General features: G+C 73.0%; 3 protein-coding genes. All 3 read right to left on the reverse strand.

What is annotated here, in order from left to right:
* Window position 1: 1 nt before the first annotated feature.
* Genes ACTWPT_RS28775 through ACTWPT_RS28785 form a run of 3 tightly spaced genes read right to left on the reverse strand, consistent with a single transcriptional unit; the run spans window position 2 to window position 20,675 of the window.
* Complete coding sequence (locus tag ACTWPT_RS28775) at window positions 2–5,299, reverse strand: amino acid adenylation domain-containing protein (RefSeq protein ID WP_443180594.1); 5,298 nt, start codon at window positions 5,297–5,299, stop codon at window positions 2–4.
* The gene (locus ACTWPT_RS28780) at window positions 5,296–16,161 is read right to left on the reverse strand and encodes an amino acid adenylation domain-containing protein (protein WP_443180595.1); all 10,866 of its coding nucleotides are present in this window, start codon (window positions 16,159–16,161) and stop codon (window positions 5,296–5,298) included. Before ACTWPT_RS28780 ends, ACTWPT_RS28775 begins: the two co-directional genes overlap by 4 nt.
* Window positions 16,162–16,187: 26 nt before the next feature.
* Window positions 16,188–20,675 (reverse strand): amino acid adenylation domain-containing protein, encoded by a 4,488-nt coding sequence (locus ACTWPT_RS28785; protein ID WP_443180596.1) that lies wholly within the window; start codon window positions 20,673–20,675, stop codon window positions 16,188–16,190.
* Window positions 20,676–20,709 lie beyond the last annotated feature (34 nt).

Consider the following 20,709-nt stretch of genomic DNA (forward strand, 5'->3'; position numbering starts at 1 on the left):
CTCATCTCTCGATCTTCTGGGCGACGACGCGGCCGATCTCGGCGAGCGACGCCGGCTCCAGCATGGTGTAGTGGTCGGCGGCGACGCGGTGCGTCTCGACCGCGCCCCCCACCAGGGGTTTCCAGGCCTCCTCGGCCGATCCGGCGGGCCGGCCGGCAGTGGCCGCGAACAGCAGCAGATCCCCGCGCGACGCACGCGGCCGGTAGCTTTGCGAGATCTCTCCCATGTTGCCCATCACCCGGCGCAGCCGCGCCCGCACCTCGGCGCCGAGGGCCGCGCCCAGGTGCTCCGCGAGGGCGTGCGCGTCATCGCCGGCCGGACGGTCGCCCGGCGGGGAATCAAGACCGCCCAGCGGCGACTGACCCACGGATACGGGATAGGCGTCGAGCAGCGCGAGCAGGCTCACCTCCGCCCCCTCTTCCTCCAGGCGGGTCGCCATCGCCTGGGCGACCTTGCCGCCGAAGGACCAGCCGAGCAGCTGGTAGGGTCCGGACGGCTGGACGCCGCGGATCAGCTCGACGTAGTCGGCCGCCATCTCCTCGACGCTGCGCGGCAACGGCTCCTCTCGCGCGATGCCGCGCGCCTGGATGCCGTAGACGGGCAGGTTCGCCGGCAGATGCCTGAGGAGCGGGGTGTACGCCCAGCTCAAGCCGATGCTGGGGTGCACGCAGAACAAGGGGCGCCGGCCGTTCCCGGCTCCCTCACCCGCGCCGCCCGCACGCAAGGGCAGGAGCATCTCCAGGTCCTGCGTCCGGGAGCTCGCGGCGGCGGTCCAGCGCCTGGCCGATTGCGGATCGGCCGCGCCCGACACGGCGGGCCGTTCCGATCCGGGCACGTCGACCTGGGACAAGCGGACCTCCGGTGCGGCGCCGACCTGTTCAAGCAGGGCGACGAGCCGCTGGGTGAGCGCCTCGGCGGTGGCCCGGTCGAAGCGATCCTCCGCGTAGACGAGGGAGCCCACCAGGCCGTCCGCGTCCCCCTCGTCGGTCCGGCAGTCGAGGAGCTTGAGCCAGAGATCGAGCTCCATCGCCTCCTCGGGCATCGGCATCAGCGACGTCCGCAGCCCCGGCAGTGCCCAGGAGTCCTCCGGCCGGACGTCGTCCTCGTCGAGCTGCAGCGCCACCTGGAAGATCGGGTGCCGAGTGATCGACGGGACCGGCACCATGAGCTCGGCGAGCCGTTCGAACGGCAGGTCCTGATGGCGATGGGCATCCTCACTCACGTCCCGCGCCCGGCCGAGGAGCTCGGTGAAGGCGGGATCCCCCGACAGGTCGACGGGCAGGGCGAGCCACCGCGAGAACGGCCCGACCATGGGCACCAGGCCGGTCTGTTCCTCATCGCGCGGCAACCGGGTGCCGATCGTGACCGACTTTCTTCCGCCCAGGCGCGACAGCAGCATCGCCAGGGCGGCGTGGACCGCGGCGAACATGGTCGCGCCGGCCGACCGCGCCGCCTGCAGCAGCCGGGCATGGGAGTCGGCGGGCAACCGCAGCGGCACCGAGCCGGCCCGGCGTGAGGGCAGCATGGGCCGAGCCCGTCCGGCCAGCGGCGAGCTCGTGTCCGCCGGATCGGCGTCACCGTCGGCGAGTTTGTCCCGCCAGAACTCGATCTGGTCCCAGATCAGGCTGTCCCGCTCGTCCGCTCCGGCGAGCAGTTCCCGCTCCCAGAGCGCGTAGTCGGCGAACTGCAGAGCCAGCGGGGCCCGTTCCGGGATCCGCCCTTCCCGGCGTGCGCCGTACGCCGCGGCCAGGTCGCGGACGAGGACGTCCACCGACTCCTCGTCGGCGGCGATCCGGTGTGCCACCACCAGCAGGACCTGCTCCCGGTCGGTGAGCGAGAACAGGTGCGCGCGCCAGGGCACCTCGCCGGTCAGGTCGAAGTGGCGGCCGACGCGATCCGCCAGCAGTCCGGGCAGCTCGTCTTCGGTGGCGGGGCAGATCTCCAGCGGCGGGCGGCCGGTCTCGGCGTCCAGGATCTCCTGACGCACGTCCCGCCGCGAGCCGGGGAACCGGGTCCGGAGGATCTCATGTCGCCCGCCGACATCGCCCAGCGCGCCCGCGAGGGCATCGCGGTCGAGCCGGCCCCGCAACCGCAGGGCGACGCGCACGTGCAGCCCCTCGGCCTCATCGCCGATCCGGGAGAGCAGCCACATGCGGCGCTGCCGCGCCGTGACCGGCAGCGGGCCATCCGGGTCCAGGTCCGCGCGCCGGCCCGGCCCGAGCACCGGACGCGACTTGGCGGCCATCGCCCGCGCGAGACCGGCCGGTGTCGGCGTCGAGAACAGCTGCCGGATCGGCAGCTCGGCGCCGAGCTCCTCCCGGATCCGCGCGACCAGGCGCATGGCGAGGGTGGAGGTGCCGCCCAGCTCCAGGAAGTTGTCCGTGACGCCGATGTCCGCCACGCCGAGGGTGTCGCCGAACAGCGCGCACAGCCGCTCCTCGACCTCGCCGACGGGGTCCCGCCCGGCGGCCCGCTCGCCGGGGCCCGGGGCCGGCAGCGCCCGCCGGTCGACCTTGCCGTGCGCGGTGACCGGCCAGGCCGCGACGACGACGATCGCCGACGGGACCAGGTAAGCGGGAAGACGCTCCGCGAGCCTGCCCCGGATCTCCTCGACGGGCACCTCGCCTCCGGCTGGCACGACGTACCCGACCAGGCGGCGCTCACCGAGGTCATCCCGGGCGAGTACGAGCGCCTCGGCGACCGAGGGCTCGGCGGTGAGGGCGGCCTCGATCTCCTCGGGCTCCACCCGGTAGCCACGGATCTTCAGCTGGTTGTCGGCGCGGCCGGCGAAGACCAGCTCGCCACCGGCCGTCACCCTGGCCAGATCCCCGGTCCGGTACATCCGCTCACCCGCGGACGCGGCGGGAAGCGAGGCGGGCACCGCCACGAAGCGCTCGGCGCTGGCGGCCGCGCGGCCGAGGTAGCCGCAGGCGAGCCCGGCTCCGGCCAGGTAGAGCTCACCGGTGAAGCCCGGCGGCACCGGCCGCAGGAACGCGTCCAGGACATAGGCCCGGCGGCCCTGGAGCGGACGCCCGATTGGCAGCGTGCCGCCCACCGGTTCGCCCGGTTCGATCACGTGCCAGGTGGCGCAGAGCGTCGTCTCCGTCGGACCGTACAGGTGCCGGAGCCGGACCTCGGGGCAGGCGCGCCGCAGCTGGGCGACCGCGCCAGGCGGCACCACGTCCCCGCCGGTCAGCAGCTCACGCAGGCCCGTGAAGCACTCCGGCGTGGTCTCGGCGAGCACCCGGAAAACCCCGGCGGTGAGGTGCGCGGCGGTCACGCCCTCGGCCACCGCGGCGCGCAGCCGCGCGGCGTCCACCGGGCCCGGCTCCGCGATCACCACCTGGGCGCCGGCGACCAGCGGTACCCAGGTCTCGTACAGCGAGGCGTCGAAGGCGTGCGAGGCGTGCATGAGCACCTGGTCGCCCGGGCCCAGCGACCAGCCCGGATCCGCGGCCAGGGCGGCCACGGCGCCGTGCGGGACCGCCACGCCCTTCGGGGTGCCGGTCGATCCCGACGTGTACATGACGTAGGCCAGATCGTCCGGCCCGACCCCTACCGTCACCGGCTCGGAGGCCGCGACCGCCGCCCGCACCTGCGGGGTGTCCATGGTCAGGGCGTCACTCCCGGGCGGCAGGACATTGCGGGCGTCCCGGGTGCCGATCACCAGTGAGGCCCCGGAATCCCGCAGCAGCAGGGCGATTCGATCCGCGGGATAGCCCACGTCGATCGGGACGAAGGCCGCCCCGGCCCGCCACACGCCCAGGAACGTCACGAGCAGGTCCGCACTCCGCTCCATCACCACGCCGATCCGGTCACCGCGGGTCACCTCCAGCCCGGCCAGGTAGCCGGCCAGCCGGCCGGACTCCTGCTCCAGCTCCGCGTAGGTCAGCCGGCGATCCCCGTCGCGCACCGCGATCTCGTCGGGCTGGATCTCCGCCCGCCTTCGGATCCGCTCGGGGACCGTCCCGCCGCGCGACAGGTGACCGGCCGTGTCCAGGCGGGCCAGCGGTGCCGACGGATCGGCGGCCATTCGTTCCAGCATGGCGACGAATCGGTCGAGCAGCGAGATCGCCGTACCGCGATCGATCACCCCGGTCTGGTATTCCAGCCGTACGAGCATCGGCTCCCCCGGCGCCGCCACCAGCGTCAGCGGATAGTGAGAGGTGTTCCGGCCGGTGGCGGAGGGGCGGAAGACGACATCGCCGCGCCGATCCGGGCCCGGGTCCGGATCCGGGCCGTCGTGCGGGAAGTTCTCGAAGACCACGAGCGTGTCGAAGTCCGCGCCCGGGCCGACGACCCGCTGCACCTCCGCGAGTCCCAGATGCTGATGGTCCATCAGCGCCGTCTGCCGTCCCTGCAGGCTCTTGAGCAGCTCCGCGATGGGGGTGGCGCCGCGCAGCCGGACCCGCACCGGCACCGTGCCCAGCAGCATGCCGACCATCTGCTCCACCCCGGGCAACTCCGCCGGGCGCCCGGAGGTGGTCGCGCCGAACACCACGTCGGTACGGCCGGCGAGTTGCGCCAGCAACATCGCCCAGGCGCCCTGGACGACGGTGTTCACGGTCACCTCAAGGCCGCGTGCCAGCGCGGACAGCGAACCGGTGAGCTCGCCGGACACATGGGTGACGACGGTGTCGCTGCGCGGAACACGGATGCGATCCACCGGCGCCACCAGCGTCGGCTCATCGGCACCGGCGAACTCCTCCGCCCAAGCGGCCCGGGCCGCGTTCTTGTCCTGCCGGGAGAGCCAGTCAAGATAGTCCCGGTAGGAGGCGGCCGGCGGCAATCCGGAGGCGTCCCCTCCGGCCCGGTAGATCATGGCCATCTCGCCGAAGATGATCGGCATCGACCACCCGTCGAGCAGCACGTGATGGTTGGTGATGACCAGCCGATGCCGCTCGGGACCGAAGCGGATCAGCGCCAGCCGCAGCAGCGGGGCGACGGTCAGATCGAGCCGCCGGTCCAGCTCCTCGCGGGCGATCCGGTCAGCGGCCCGCTCGGGCTCGTCCTCTCCCACCACATCGCTCTCGCGCCAGGGAATCTTGACCTCGCGCGCCACGACCTGGACGAGTTGCGCTCCGCTGACGTAGCGGAAGCAGGCTCGCAGGGCGGGGTGCCGGGCGACCAGGGCCTGCCACGTTTCACGCAGCCGCTCCGCGTCCAGCGGACCGTCGATCTCCAAGGCCGTCTGCACGGTGTAGACATCGGCGCCCTCGTCCGGTGCGCCGAGGGCCGCATGGAACAGCATGCCCTCCTGCAGCGGCGACAACGGCCAGACGTCCTCGATTCTGCTCATCGCTGTGCTCCCTCGTCAGGTGCGTCGTCATGGTTGGGCCCCGCGCCCGGTGCGTCGTCATGGTTGGGCCCCGCGCCCAGTGCGGCCTCGAGCTCGGCCAGCTGGTCCCCGGTGAGATCCACGAGCGGGGCGCCAGACGGCACGGCCGCCGCGCCGGCATCGGGTGCGGGAGGCGGTGGGGCCGCGTCGATCAGCGCGGCGAGCCTCCTTGGAGTCTTCTCCTCGAACACCTGCCGAGGGCTGATCGTCAACCCCGAGCGGCGTGCCCGGGCGGCCAGCCGCATCGAGATGATCGAATCGCCGCCGAGGTCGAAGAAGTTGTCGTCCGCACCGACCCGATCGACCCCGAGCGCCTCCGCGAACAGGTCACACAGCGCCCGCTCGGTCTCGGTGACCGGCGCGCCCGTCGCTCGCTCCGCGTCCTCGCCTCCGGCGGCGAACTCCGGCTCCGGGAGAGCCTTGCGGTCCACCTTGCCGTTGGGGGTCAGGGGAAGGGCTTCGAGCACCATGATCACGGCCGGCACCATGTGCCCGGGCAGCCGGGCGGCGAGGTGCTCGCGCACCTCATCGACGGTGATACCGCCGGGAGCCGGGACCACGTAGCCCACCAGCCGCCCCCGCCACATCACCACGGCCGCCTGGGCAGCGTGGGGGTGCGCGGTCATGGCGGCCTCGATCTCCCCCGGCTCCACCCGGAACCCGCGGACCTTGACCTGCTCATCGGCCCGGCCCACGAAGACCAGCTCACCGCCGGGAGTCCAGTACGCCAGGTCGCCCGTGCGGTATCTGCGCTGCCCGTCCGCGGCCGCCACGAACCGGGCGCTGGTCAGCCCCGGGCGGTTCAGATATCCGCGCGCCAGCCCCGCGCCGGCCACGTACAGCTCCCCGGTCACGCCGGGCGGCAGCGGCCGCAGGAACTGATCGAGCACCTCGCACCGGCCACCGGCGATGGGCGTGCCGATCGGCACCTCCGCCCCCGGCGGGAGCGGCCTGCTCATTGTCGAGCAGACGGTCGCCTCGCTCGGCCCGTAGGCGTTGACCATGCGATGCCGCGGGGAGAAGCGCTCCACTAGATCGGGCCCGCACGCCTCGCCGGCCACCACGATCGTCTCCACCGCATCGGGCAACTCCTCCACCACGGTGGCCAGCACGCTCGGTGGCACGGTGACGTGCGTTATCCCCCATCGGAGGAGGGTCTCGGCGAGTCCGGTCTTGGGCGGCAACTCGTACCCGGGCAGCGCTACGACCGTGCCACCCGACAGCAGCGCCATCAGCAGCTCCGACATGACCGCGTCGAAGCCCAGCGCCGCCATCAGCAGCACGCGCGACGATGGAGTCACCCCGAAGCGGTCGATCTGCGCCGTCGCGAGATTCCCCAGGCCGGCGTGCGAGACCACGACGCCCTTCGGCAGCCCCGTCGAACCCGAGGTGTAGACCACGTAGGCGGCGTGCTCCGGCGTCACCGCCGGTAGCTGCACCTCGCTGGTGAGGCCGTCCGCGACGCCCGCGTCGACGACCACCGTGTCGACGCCGGCGGGCACCCGGAACCGGGTCGCGGTGGAGCACACCACCACCGTGGGCGCCGAGTCGGACATCATCCAGTCGAGCCGTTCGGGCGGGTAGCTCGGCTCCACCAGCACCGCCGCGCTGCCCGCCAGCGACACGCCCAGCACCGCCGTGACCCAGGCGGCGCCGCGTTCCACCAGCACGCCGACTCGCCGCTCCGGCCCGGCGCCGCGCCGGACGAGATGCCCGGCCAGGCCGGTCGCCCGGGCCAAGAGCTCGGCGTAGGTCAGCTCTCCGTCGCCGTCGACCACCGCGATGGCCTCCGGCCGCTCCATCGCGATCCGCCGGATCAGCTCACCCAGCGGGGCCTCGCCCGCGGCCCGCGGGCCGCCCGAGGTCCAGGCGGGATCCACGCCCGGCCCGTCCAGGCCGATCCGGCTCACCGCGCCGGCCGGATCGGCGGTCATCTGCTCCAAGACCCGCACCAGCGCCGTCATGACCAGCTCGGCACGCTCCCGGCCGAACGCGTCCGGGCGGTAGATCAGGTCGCCGACCACCCGCCCGTCGTCGAAGGCGGCCACCAGCGTCAGCGGGTAATGCCCGGCGTCCTCCGGCACGCCGGCCGGCCGCATCGTCAGACCGTCCGGTTCGGGAGAGTCCAGCGGCGGGCGGGGATAGTTCTCATACACCACGGTGCTGTCGAAGCTCGCGCCGGGACCCGCGGTCCGCTGGATCTCGGCGAGCCCGAGATGCTGGTGCGGCATGAGCGCGATCTGCCGCTCCCGCACCTCCGTCAGCAGCCGCGCGACCGTGGTCGTGCCACGCAGCCTGACCCGCACCGGCACCATGTTGATGAACAGGCCCACCATGCGTTCCACTGCCGGCAACTCCGCCGGGCGGCCGGCGGTCGTCATCCCGAACACCACGTCGGTGCGCCGGGTCAGCCGAGCCAGCACCAGCGCCCACGCCGCCTGCAGGACGGTGTTCATGGTGACGCCCTGAGCCTGCGCGAGGCGGCTCATGGCGCCGGACAGCTCCCCGGTCAGCTCGTAGCGCAGCCGCTCGGGGCGCGCCGCGACCGTCGCCGTCTCGCCGGCCGAGACGCGGGTCGGCTCGTCCAGATCCCCGAGCTCGTCCCGCCACGCGGCCCTGGCCGCCTCGACGTCCTGGCGCTCCAGCCACTCCAGGTACGTCCGGTAGGACGCCGCCGGCCGCGCCGTACCCGGATCGTCGTAGGCCGCCTTGACCTCGCCGAAGAGCACGGGCAGCGACCATCCGTCCGCGATGATGTGGTGGCTGGTGACCACCAGGCGGTGCCACCGTTCGGCCAGGCGGATCAGCAGCACCCGCAGCAGCGGCGCGTTGCCGAGATCGAGCCGTTCCGTCAGCTCCTCGGCCGCCGCCAGCTCCGCCTCGGCGAGGCTGCCCGCGTCCACGGTGCGCCAGGGCAGCTCAACGCGGTCGGCCACCACCTGCACCGCCGTACCGGAGCCGAGCTGATGGAAGCTCGCCCGCAGCGCGTCGTGCCGGGCCAGGACGCTCTCCCAGGCCGCCCGCAGCCGGGCGGCGTCCAGCGGGCCGGTCAGGTCCAGCACCCGCTGGCTCTCGTAGACGTCGCGTCCGCTCGCGTCGTAGGCAGCGTGAAAGAGCAGGCCCTCCTGCAGCGGCGAGAGCGGCCAGATGTCCGCGAGGGCAGGCCCGCTCACCTCGTCCACCTCGGCCTGCTCCAGCTCGACCAGTGTGAAGTCGGATGGGGTGTGCCCGCCGGCGCCCGGGGCGACCGCGTGGGCGGCGATGCCGGACAGCAGGCTCAGCCACGCCTGCCCCAGGGCCCGCGCCTCGGCCTCCTCCAAAATGTCGCCTGCCCAGGTCAACGTGAGGTGCATGGTGGGTCCGTCCACGCCATCCCGTACGGCCGCGCCGACGTCCAGGACATGCCGGAGGGGCATGTCCTGGTGGGCGTTGCCGCCGATCGCGTCCACCGGCTGCCACATTCCGGCCTTCGCCGCCGCGGATCGTCCCATGTAGTTGAACGCGACCCGTGGCCTCGGCAGGGCGGCCAGCACCGGGGCGGTCTCGGGGTTCAGGTGACGTAGCAGCCCGAATCCCAGTCCGTCTCCGGGGAACGCCCGGACCTGCTCCTTGACCGTCTTCAGCAGCTGCCCGGCCGCCGCGCCCCCGGCCTGTGCCTGGCCGTAATCGAGGCCGGTGGCATCCAGCCGGACCGGATGCACGCTGGTGAACCAGCCCACGGTCCTGGTCAGGTCCGCCTCGTCGGCGGGCCGGCGGCCGTGCCCCTCCACCTCCACCGTGACCGCGGCGCCCCGCACCATGGCCACCGCGCCGGCGAAAGCGGCGAGCAGCACCTCGTGGACGCCGCAGTGGAAGGCCGCCGTCGCGGTGTCGACGAGACTCACCGCCTCCGGTCCCGAGACGGTCCACGAGTGGCGCCGCGCGGTGGCGGCCGTGTCGCGGCCGGGCTCCGGCGCCCTCCGGCCAAGCGGCGAGTCCGTGTCCGCCAGGATCGACCGCCACGCCTCCAGCTCGCCGGCCCGTTCGGTCGCCTGGTCGGTCAGCAGCCGGGCCCACCGGCGGAACGACGTCGGCACGGGCGCCAGGTCCGGCGCCCGCCCGGCCTGCCGGGACTCACACGCGGCACGCAGGTCGGGCAGCAGAATCTGCCACGAGACTCCGTCGACGGCCAGGTGATGCACCGCGATGGCCAGCCGCGTTTCCCGCCCCGCCGCACCCACGGTCCAGACGAGCTGAGCCATGACCCCGGCCGCCGGGTCCAGTCGGCCGGTGGCCTCATGGGCCTGCCGGCGCGCATGGGCGTCGAGGTCGTCGCCCGTCACGGCGGCGTCCACCTCGATCCGCTCGATCTGCGTCGAGGCGGCCACCGCCTCCACGGGCGCGGCCACCAGCCGCCCGTCCGGCTCCACCCGCGACCGCAACATGTCATGCCGGTCCAGGACCGCCTGCCAGCCGTCGGTGAGCACGTCCTGCGTCAACTCGGCCGGCACCCGCACGACCGCCCATTGGGCGAGCTCGCCGTGGAGCACCGACTCCTTGTCGAGCTCCATCAGATCCAGCATCACCGGGGTCCACGCGATCTCGCCGGCGCCGTCCTCGACGGCGCCGGCCCCCTCGTCCGCCCGCCGCGCCGCGGCCGCGATCCCGGCGGGCGTCGCGTGCTCGAAGACATCCTCCACCCGCAGGAGCAGGCCGGCGCGGCGGGCGCGGGCGGTGAGCTGCATCGAGGTGATCGAGTCGCCGCCCAGCGTGAAGAAGCTGTCCTCGGCTCCCACCGCCGCGGGCAGGCCCAGGACCTCGGCGAACAGCTCGCAGAGCACCCGCTCGGTCTCGTTGCCGTACGCGCGTCCCGGCAGGTCTCCGGTGGCCTGCGCGGCGAAGCGGGGGGCGGGCAGCGCGGCGCGGTCCACCTTGCCGTTGACCGTCAGCGGCAGGGTGTCCAGGACGACCACCGCCGCCGGCACCATGTACTCCGGCAGCTCCCTCCTCGCATGCTCGAGGAGCGCCGTTGTGATCGGGGAGTCCTCCTGGTCACGCGGCAGGACGTAGGCGATCAGCCGGCCGTCGTCGGCCACCACCACCGCCGTGCGCACGGCCGGGTGGGCGGCCAGCACCGCCTCCACCTCACCGGGTTCCACCCGATAGCCACGGATCTTCACCTGTGCGTCGGCCCTGCCCGCGAAGATCAGCTCCCCGCCGCGCGTCCATTTCGCCAGGTCACCGGTGCGGTACAGCCGCTGGCCGCCGGGGGCCGCGACGAACCGCTCGGCGGTCAGCCCGGGGCGGCCCAGGTAGCCATGGGCCACGCCGACGCCTCCGAGGTACAACTCCCCGATCATGCCCGGCGGCACCGGGTTGAGGAACGGGTCCAGCACCACGGCTCGCCGGCCGGCGAGCGGCCTGCCGATCGGCAGCACGGAGCCGGTCTCCGCATCCGGCTCGATCACCTGCCAGGTGGCACAGAGCGTGGTCTCCGTCGGCCCGTACATGTGCCGCACGCGTACGGCGGGGCATGTCAGCCGGACCCGCTCGACCGCCTCGAGCGGCACCACGTCCCCGCCGGTCAGGACCTCGCGAAGGCCGGCGAAGCAGTCCGGGGCGGCGTCGGCCAGCACGCGGAACGCACCGGCGGTCAGGTGCACGGCTGTGGCGCCTTGGACGACCGCGTCACGCACCCGCCCCGCGTCCACCACGCCCGGTCCGGCGATCAGGATGCGGGCTGCGGCCGCGAGCGGCACCCAGATCTCGTACAGGGAGATGTCGAAGGAGTGCGAAGCGTGCGCCAGCACGGTGTCGCCCGGCCCCACGTGCCAGCCCGGCTCGCCCACCAGCGCGGCCACGGCGCCGTGCGAAACGCCGACGCCCTTCGGCGTTCCCGTCGACCCCGAGGTGTACATCACGTAGGCGAGGTCGTCGCCACCGCATGGCACCGACAGCGGATCGGCCTGCGCGACGGCCGCCCGTACCGCGGGGTCGTCCACGACGATCGGGTCCCGGTCCCGCACCAGGTCCCGGGTCTGCCCGGAACAGAGCACCACCGCCGGGCGGGAGTCCCGGATCATGAACTCGATGCGTGCGGCGGGATACTCCGGGTCGATCGGTACGAACACGGCGCCCGCCCGCCACACGCCCAGCCACGCGACGACGAGATCCGCCGAGCGCCCGAGCGCCACCGCGACCCGATCGCCCCGGCGCACTCCCCGGCCCGCCAGATACGCCGCCAGCCGGCCGGCGGACTCATCGAGCTCGGCGTAGGAGAGGCTGCGCCCGTCCGCCGTCACCGCCACGGCGTCGGGATGCCGCTCGGCCTGCCGGTGGAGCAGCACGGGGACCGGCGGGAGCGTCGCCGTGGCGGCCGCCGTGGTGCCGAGGTCCGCTCCGCCGGCGAGCATGCCGATGCGCCCCACCGGGACGGCCGGATCCGCCAGTATCCGCTCCAGCACCCCGATCAGCTGACGGATGATCTCGGCGGCCTCGTCGCGGGTGAACAGGTCGGGCCGGTAGGTCGTGCGGAGGCCGAGGCGGTCGCCGGGAGCGACGCCGAGGGTCAGCGGAAAGCTCGTCCCGGCCCGCGTGGCCATGCCGCTGATCGTGACGCCGCCGAAGGAGGGCGCGTTGCGCGGGTAGTTCTCCACCATCAAGACGGTGTCGAACGTCGCGCCGGGACCCGACGCCTTCTGAATCTCCGACAGGCCGGCATGCTGGTGCGCCATCAACGCCGCCTGTCGCTCCTGCAGCTCTGCCAGCAGCGTGACGAACGGCGTCGCACCATGGAGCCGTACCCGCACCGGAACGGTGTTGAGGAACATCCCCACCACGCGCTCGGCGTCCGGCAGCTCTGCCGGGCGACCCGACACCGCGGCGCCGAACACCACGTCGCGCCGGCCCGTGAGCCGCGCCAGGACCAGGGCCCACGCGGCCTGCATGACGGTGTTGAGCGTCACCTCGTGGCGGCGGGCGAATTCCCGCAACGCCTGCGTCGTCTCCGGCGCCAGGAACTCTTCGTAGCGCTCGGACGGCCCCGGGGCCTTCGGCGCCGCGGGTGCGACCAGGGTCGGCTCGTCCAGCCCGGCGAGCTCGGCCCGCCACGCCTCCTGCGCGGCCGCCGCGTCCTGCCTGCTCAGCCAGGCGAGATAGGTGCCGAAGGAGACCGGTGCCGGCAGGGCCTGGTCGCCCGCGTAGGCCGTGGCCGCCTCACCCAGCACGATCGGCGTCGACCAGCCGTCCAGCAGAGCGTGATGGGAGGTCAGCACCAGCCGGTGCCGATCGTCACCCAGCCGAATCAGCAGGAGCCGCAGCAGCGGAGCCGTGGCGACGTCGAGCCGATCGTGACGATCCGCCGCGAGGAGCCGGTCCATCTCGGCCTGCGCGTCGCCGTCGTCGAGCTCCGACAGGTCGGCTGTCCGCCATGGCAGCGGGGCGTGAGCGGCGACCACCTGCACGGTCTGACCGGACTCCACCTGATGGAAGCTCGCCCGGAGCGCGTCATGCCTGGCCAGCACGGTCTGCCAGGCGTCACGCAGCCGGGCTTCGTCCAGCGGCCCGGCCAGGTCCACGACGCGCTGGGTCTGATAGACGTCCGGGCCCTGCTCGTCGAGGGCGCGGTGGAACAACATGCCGCTCTGAAGGGGGGAGAGCGGCCAGACGTGCGTCGGCTCGGGCACCGAGGCCTTGAGCCGCGCGTGATCCCGGTCGGTCAGCTCGATGGCGATCTCGCCGCCGTCGATGCCCGGGCAAGCGGCCTCTCCGGCAGGTCCGTCGGCCAGTGCGGCGAGTCGTTCCGGGGTCTTCTGCTCGAAGATCTGCCGCGGCGTCAGCGCGATACCCGCCCGGCGGGCCCGCGCGGCCAACTGCATCGAGGTGATCGAGTCACCCCCCAACGCGAAGAAGCCGTCCTCCACCCCCACCCGATCCAGCCCCAGCACCTGTGCGAACAACTCACACAACAACCGCTCGGCCGCGCTGCGAGGCTCCCGCCCGCCCCCCGCCGCGGCGAAGTCCGGATCCGGCAACGCCTCCCGATCCACCTTGCCGTTCACCGTCAACGGCAACTCATCCAGCACCACCACCGCCGCCGGCACCATGAACTCCGGCAACACCCTCCCCAACCGCTCACGCAACCCCTGCGCATCAACCTCCCGACCGGCCACCACATAACCGATCAGCCGGCCCTCTCGCCCCAGCACCACCGCCTCACCCACCCCGGGCTGCGCCACCAGGGCCGCCTCCACCTCACCCGGCTCCACCCGATACCCACGGATCTTCACCTGCGCATCGACCCGCCCGACGAACACCAACTCACCATCGGCCGTCCAATACGCCAGATCCCCCGTCCGATACATCCGCCCACCCCACGGGCAGGCCACGAACCGCTCCGCCGTCAACCCCGGCCGATCCAGATACCCCAACGCCAGACCCGCACCCGCCACATACAACTCACCGGCCACCCCCGGCGGCACCGGATGCAGAAACGCATCCAGCACGAACGCCCGCCGCCCCGCCACCGGACCCCCGATCGGCAACACCGGACCGACCGCCGCACCCGGCTCGATCACGTGCCAGGTCGTGTACAGCGTGGACTCCGTGGGTCCGTAGGTATGCCGGACCCGCAGCTGCGGACATGCCGCCCGCACCCGCTCCACCGCCGCCGGCGGAACCACGTCACCACCTGCGGCGACCTCGCGGAGGCCGGCGAACGACTCCGGCGCCTCCTCGGCCACCACGCGGAAGGTCCCGGCCGTCAGCTGTGCCACGGTCACTCCGTCGGCCACGTAGGCGGCCAGCCGCTCGCCGTCCACCACCCCCGGCTCCGCGATCACCACCCGCGCCCCGCAGGCCAGCGGCACCCAGATATCGTGCAGCGAGGCGTCGAAGGCGTGGGAGGCGTGCATCAGCACCGCATCCCCCGGCCCGACCTCCAACCCCGGATCGCCCACCAGCGCCGCCACCGCACCGTGCGGAACCGCCACCCCCTTCGGCACCCCCGTCGACCCCGACGTATACATCACATACGCCACATCCAGCGGCCCCGGCCGCACCAGCCCACCCACGCCGCCACCCGGAAGGCCGCCACCCGGAAGAGCGCCCACGACCAGCGACTCCACACCCCCCGGCAACAGCTCCTCCACCACCCCGGCCGCCGCCTCGTCACACAACGCCAGCGACACCCCCGAATCAGCCAGCATGAACCGCACCCGATCCGCCGGATACGCCCGATCCACCGGCACATACGCCGCCCCCGCCAGCCATACCCCCAAGAACGCCACCAGCAGATCCACCGACCGATCCATCACCACCGCGACCCGATCCCCGCGACCCACCCCCCGCGCCGCCAGCACCCCCGCCAACCGGCCCGCCCGCCCCCGCAACTCCCCATACGTCAGCGAACCCCCACGCCAGCTCACCGCCACCGCACCCGGCGCCCGATCCACCCGATCCTCGAACAACTCCACAACCGACGCCGCGCCGGTCTCGACGGTGCCGTCTCCCGCCCAGCCGGAGAGGCGCTCGAGCTCTTCGGGGGCCGCCACGCCGCCCACCGCGCCCACGGTGATCCCGGGGTCGGCCAGCTGTTCCAGCATTAGTGTCAAGCGCCCGAGGATGGCGGTGGCGGTCTCCCGGCTGAATATCTCTGGAAGGTGGTCGAGCTTGAGCACCACCTCGCCCGTTTCCACCGGGGCCACCACCAGCGTCAGCGGATAGTGCGCGACCTCCAGGCCCGGGTTCGCCCGCACGGTGAGGGAGCCCGACACGGACTCGCCGGAGGTATGCGGGTAGTTCTCGTAGACGACCAGGGTGTCGAAGACCGCTCCCTGCCCCGCCGCCTTCTGGATCTCCGTCAGGCCGAGGTACTGATGATCCATGAGGGCGACCTGCTGCTTCTGCAGGTTCTTCAGCAGATCCAGCACCGCGAGGCCGCCCTCGAGCCGAGCCCGCACCGGGACGGTGTTGATGAACATCCCCACCATCCGCTCCACGCCCGGCAGGTCCGCGGGCCGACCCGCGACGGTCGTCCCGAACACCACGTCCGTCCGCCCGGACAGCCGCGCCAGCACCAGCGCCCAGGCGGCCTGGAACACCGTGCTCAGCGTCAGGTCGAAGGTGCGGCAGAGCTCGGCGAGCAGCTTGGCGAGGGTCGCCGGCAACTCTGTGATCACGCTCTCCGGCAAGGCGGCCACCCGGGCGGGATCGGCCGGGGCGACCAGGGTGGGCTCTTCCGCGCCGGCGAGTTCGGCCCGCCAGGCGGCCAGGCTCGCCGCCTTGTCCTGCCGACCCAGCCAGGCCAGGTACTCCCGGAAAGAATGCTCCGGCGGCAGCTCTGCGCCCGAGTAGACGGCGGTCACCTCGTTGAAGATCAGCGGCATGGACCAGCCGTCGATGATGAGGTGGTGGCTCGTGATGACCAGGACGTGCAGGTTCTCGGCCAGCCTGATCAGCAGCAGCCGCAGCAGCGGCGCCCGCGTCAGGTCGAAGCGCTGCTCCCGCTCACCCGCGGCCAACTCCTCGACCGCGCGGGCCACCTGATCGGCGGAGCCGCGGCCGGACAGATCCTCCTCGCGCCACCGCGGCCGGGCGTCGCTGACGATGATCTGCACGGCCTGCCCGGACCCGCGCCACCGGAAGCACGCCCGCAGCGACGCGTGCCGGGCCACAACGGCCTCCCAGGCCGCGCGCAACCGGGCCGCGTCCAGTGGCCCGTCCAGGTCGAGGGTCCGCTGGCTCTGGTACACATCGGGGCCGCCGTCGTCGAAGGATGCGTGGAACAGCATGCCTTCCTGCAGCGGCGACAGCGGCCATACGTCTTCCATACGGGACCGGACCATGGATGTCTCCTGCGCTCGGTTCTGGACTATCGGTCGTTAGCGACGTCAGCCGGGAAATCGGCTTCGAAAGCGTCGATGTCGTCCTGGTCGAGGGTGAGCAGGTCGAAGTCGGACGCGGTGCGCCCGCCCGCCGTAGGCTCACTAGCGTGCCTGGCGAGCCCGGTCAGCATGTCCTTCCATGCCGTGCCGAGCGCCTCGGCGTCCTGCAGCAGGCGCCCGGCCCAGGTGAGGGCCAGCGTCAGCTCGGATCGGTCGCCGCGGCCGGACACGACCGCGCCCGCGGTCAGCACATGGGGCAACGGCATGCCGGGGTCGGCGGAGCCGCCGATGACCTCTCCGTGCCCGGCGAAATGACCGAGATAGTTGAAGCCGATCCGCGGCTTGTGCAGCGCCGCCAGCCGCTGCGCGGTCTCGGGGTTGAGGTGGCGCAGCAGTCCGTGGCCCAGCCCATCACCGGGTACGGCCCGCGCCTGCTCCTTGACGCGCTTCAGCAGCCGCCCGGCCTCCGGGGCGCCCGCGGCCACCTGCTCCGGATCGAGGCCGGCGACGTCCAGCCGCACCGGATGGACGCTGGTGAACCAGCCCACCGTCCGCGTCAGGTCCATCCCGCCGATCGCATGGCGGCCGTGACTCTCCACGTCCACCAGCGGTTCGGTCCAGCCCGGCCGCCAGGCGGCCACGGCAGCCGCGAGCGCGGCCAGCAGCACGTCGTCGACGCCGCACCCGTAGGCCGGTGCGACCTGCTCCAGGATCGCCGCGGTCGTCTGGCGCGGCAACGTCCACGAAGCCTGGCGGGCGCCGGCGAAGGTGTCGCGCGCCGGATCGAGGGCCGCCAGCGGCGGCTCGGGGACGTCCAGGAGCGCCGTCCACTCCGCCAGCTCGGCGACTCGCCGCGGGCTTGCCGCCTCCTCAGCCAGCAGGTGTGCCCACCGCCGGAACGAGGCCGGCACCGGGTCGAGCACCGGAGGCCGTCCGGCCACGGCCGCCTCCCAGGCGGCCTGGAGATCCGGCAGCAGAATGCGCCAGGACACCCCGTCGACGACCAGATGATGGCCGGCCACCGTCAGCTGCCCCGGGGTCTCCTCGCCGGGCAGCCAGGAGATCTCGATCATCTTGCCCGCCATCGGGTCCAGCAGTCCGGGGGCCTCCTCGCCGATCCGCACCAGACCGGCCGCGTCCACCGATCCCCGTTCGCCGACGATCAGCCGCCCGCCGACCACCCGGGCCCGCAGCATGTCGTGCGTGTCCAGAACCGCTTGGAGGCCGCTCACCAGTGCCTCGCGCGTCAGCCCCGTGGGGGCCCGCACGGTCAGCCATTGCGCGAACCCGGGACGCAGCGCGCCTTCCCCTGCCGCCAGCATCACCGGCGTCCAGGGCACCTCACCCGCACCCACGTCCCTCGGGTCAGGGCCGGGTGCCGCCTCCGGCGCCCACTCCGCCAGTGCGGCGAGTCGTTCCGGGGTCTTCTGCTCGAAGATCTGCCGCGGCGTCAGCGCGATACCCGCCCGGCGGGCCCGCGCGGCCAACTGCATCGAGGTGATCGAGTCACCCCCCAACGCGAAGAAGCCGTCCTCCACCCCCACCCGATCCAGCCCCAGCACCTGTGCGAACAACTCACACAACAACCGCTCGGCCGCGCTGCGAGGCTCCCGCCCGCCCCCCGCCGCGGCGAAGTCCGGATCCGGCAACGCCTCCCGATCCACCTTGCCGTTCACCGTCAACGGCAACTCATCCAGCACCACCACCGCCGCCGGCACCATGAACTCCGGCAACACCCTCCCCAACCGCTCACGCAACCCCTGCGCATCAACCTCCCGACCGGCCACCACATAACCGATCAGCCGGCCCTCTCGCCCCAGCACCACCGCCTCACCCACCCCGGGCTGCGCCACCAGGGCCGCCTCCACCTCACCCGGCTCCACCCGATACCCACGGATCTTCACCTGCGCATCGACCCGCCCGACGAACACCAACTCACCATCGGCCGTCCAATACGCCAGATCCCCCGTCCGATACATCCGCCCACCCCACGGGCAGGCCACGAACCGCTCCGCCGTCAACCCCGGCCGATCCAGATACCCCAACGCCAGACCCGCACCCGCCACATACAACTCACCGGCCACCCCCGGCGGCACCGGATGCAGAAACGCATCCAGCACGAACGCCCGCCGCCCCGCCACCGGACCCCCGATCGGCAACACCGGACCGACCGCCGCACCCGGCTCGATCACGTGCCAGGTCGTGTACAGCGTGGACTCCGTGGGTCCGTAGGTATGCCGGACCCGCAGCTGCGGACATGCCGCCCGCACCCGCTCCACCGCCGCCGGCGGAACCACGTCACCACCTGCGGCGACCTCGCGGAGGCCGGCGAACGACTCCGGCGCCTCCTCGGCCACCACGCGGAAGGTCCCGGCCGTCAGCTGTGCCACGGTCACTCCGTCGGCCACGTAGGCGGCCAGCCGCTCGCCGTCCACCACCCCCGGCTCCGCGATCACCACCCGCGCCCCGCAGGCCAGCGGCACCCAGATATCGTGCAGCGAGGCGTCGAAGGCGTGGGAGGCGTGCATCAGCACCGCATCCCCCGGCCCGACCTCCAACCCCGGATCGCCCACCAGCGCCGCCACCGCACCGTGCGGAACCGCCACCCCCTTCGGCACCCCCGTCGACCCCGACGTATACATCACATACGCCACATCCAGCGGCCCCGGCCGCACCAGCCCACCCACGCCGCCACCCGGAAGGCCGCCACCCGGAAGAGCGCCCACGACCAGCGACTCCACACCCCCCGGCAACAGCTCCTCCACCACCCCGGCCGCCGCCTCGTCACACAACGCCAGCGACACCCCCGAATCAGCCAGCATGAACCGCACCCGATCCGCCGGATACGCCCGATCCACCGGCACATACGCCGCCCCCGCCAGCCATACCCCCAAGAACGCCACCAGCAGATCCACCGACCGATCCATCACCACCGCGACCCGATCCCCGCGACCCACCCCCCGCGCCGCCAGCACCCCCGCCAACCGGCCCGCCCGCCCCCGCAACTCCCCATACGTCAGCGAACCCCCACGCCAGCTCACCGCCACCGCACCCGGCGCCCGATCCACCCGATCCTCGAACAACTCCACAACCGACGCCGGTTCGACAGCACGGCTCTCCGCGCCATCGCCCGAAGCGGTCATCGCTTCCACCCGGCCCACCGGAGTACGCGGATCCGTCACCAAGTGCTCCAGGACCCGGACGAGCTCACCGAGGGCGCCGCGCGCGATGGAGCCGTCGATCGCGGCGGGCCGGTACTGCACCTGGAACTCCAGGCATTCGCCGGGCAGGACGGTCAGCGTCAGCGGGTACGGCGTGGCCTGATCGACGTCGAGCAAGCTGAACCCCGGCGAGCCGACCGGAGCTTGCCCCTCCTTCATACCGGCGTAGTTCTCAAACACCACCAGCGTGTCGATGGTGACTCCGGTCAGCCGCTGTACCTCCGCGAGACCGAGGTGATGGTGGGGCGACAGCGCCTGCTGCCGTTCCTGCAGCTCGGCCAGGAGCTCCAGGAACGGGAGCTCGCCGCGCAGCCGCACCCGCACCGGCACGGTGGTGACGAACATCCCCACCATCCGCTCCACACCCGGCAACTCCGGCGGGCGCCCCGACACCGCCGTCCCGAACACCACGTCCGTCCGCCCGGACAGCCGCGCCAGCACCAGCGCCCACGCGCCCTGGACCAGGGTGTTCAACGTCAGCCCGCCCGCCCGGGAGAGCTCGGTCAGCGCCGCGGTCCGCTCGGCCGTGAGTCGTACCTCCACCTGGGCCGGCGGCTCCATCCGCGGCCATTCGTCCAGGCCGCCCACGGCGGAGCCCGAGGAGTCGAACCCCGCCAGCTCGGCCCGCCACGCCGCCCGGGCCGCCTCCTTGTCCTGCCGGCCCAGCCAGGCCAGGTACTCCCGGAACGACACGGCCGGGGCCAAGACCGCAGCATCGCCACCGGCCTCGTAGACGGCCCGCAGCTCCGCCTGCAAGATGCCCTTCGACCAGCCGTCCATCAGCAGGTGGTGGCCGGTCGTCACCAAGATATGACGATCTTCAGCGAGCTTGATCAGCAGGAGGCGCAGCAGCGGCGGCACCTCTAGGTCGAAGCCCGCGCTCCGCTCCTTCTCCACGAGCGCCGCCACCTCGGCCCGCGCGGCCTCCTCCGGCAGTCCGGACAGGTCCCGCTCGCTCCATGGCAGCTCGGCGTCCCGCAGGATGAGCTGCGCGGGAGCGCCCGACTTGCCGCGGTGGAAGCAGGCCCGGAGTGCCGCGTGCCGGGACAGCAAGGCCTGCCAGGAGATATGCAGCAGGGCCGCGTCGAGAGTTCCGTCGATGAGCTGGGACTGCTGGATGACGTAGATGTCGGGAGCGGCGCCCGGCACGGTGTGCGAGGTCCGCGCGCTGTCGAAGAGCATGCCCTCCTGCATCGGTGTCAGCGGCCAGACCTCGGCCAGGGCCGGCCCGGCGGATTGTGATGACGCGGCCATCGACGTCCCCCCTAGTCAGTACAGTCGCGCGCTG

This window comes from Nonomuraea sp. 3N208, assembly GCF_052245935.1.
GTDB lineage: Bacteria > Actinomycetota > Actinomycetes > Streptosporangiales > Streptosporangiaceae > Nonomuraea.

Coding starts and splice junctions, on each gene's coding strand:
- ACTWPT_RS28775 (WP_443180594.1), bottom strand. CDS start 5,299: ATGAGCAGAATCGAGGACGTCTGGCCGTTGTCGCCGCTGCAGGAGGGC.
- ACTWPT_RS28780 (WP_443180595.1), bottom strand. CDS start 16,161: ATGGTCCGGTCCCGTATGGAAGACGTATGGCCGCTGTCGCCGCTGCAG.
- ACTWPT_RS28785 (WP_443180596.1), bottom strand. CDS start 20,675: ATGGCCGCGTCATCACAATCCGCCGGGCCGGCCCTGGCCGAGGTCTGG.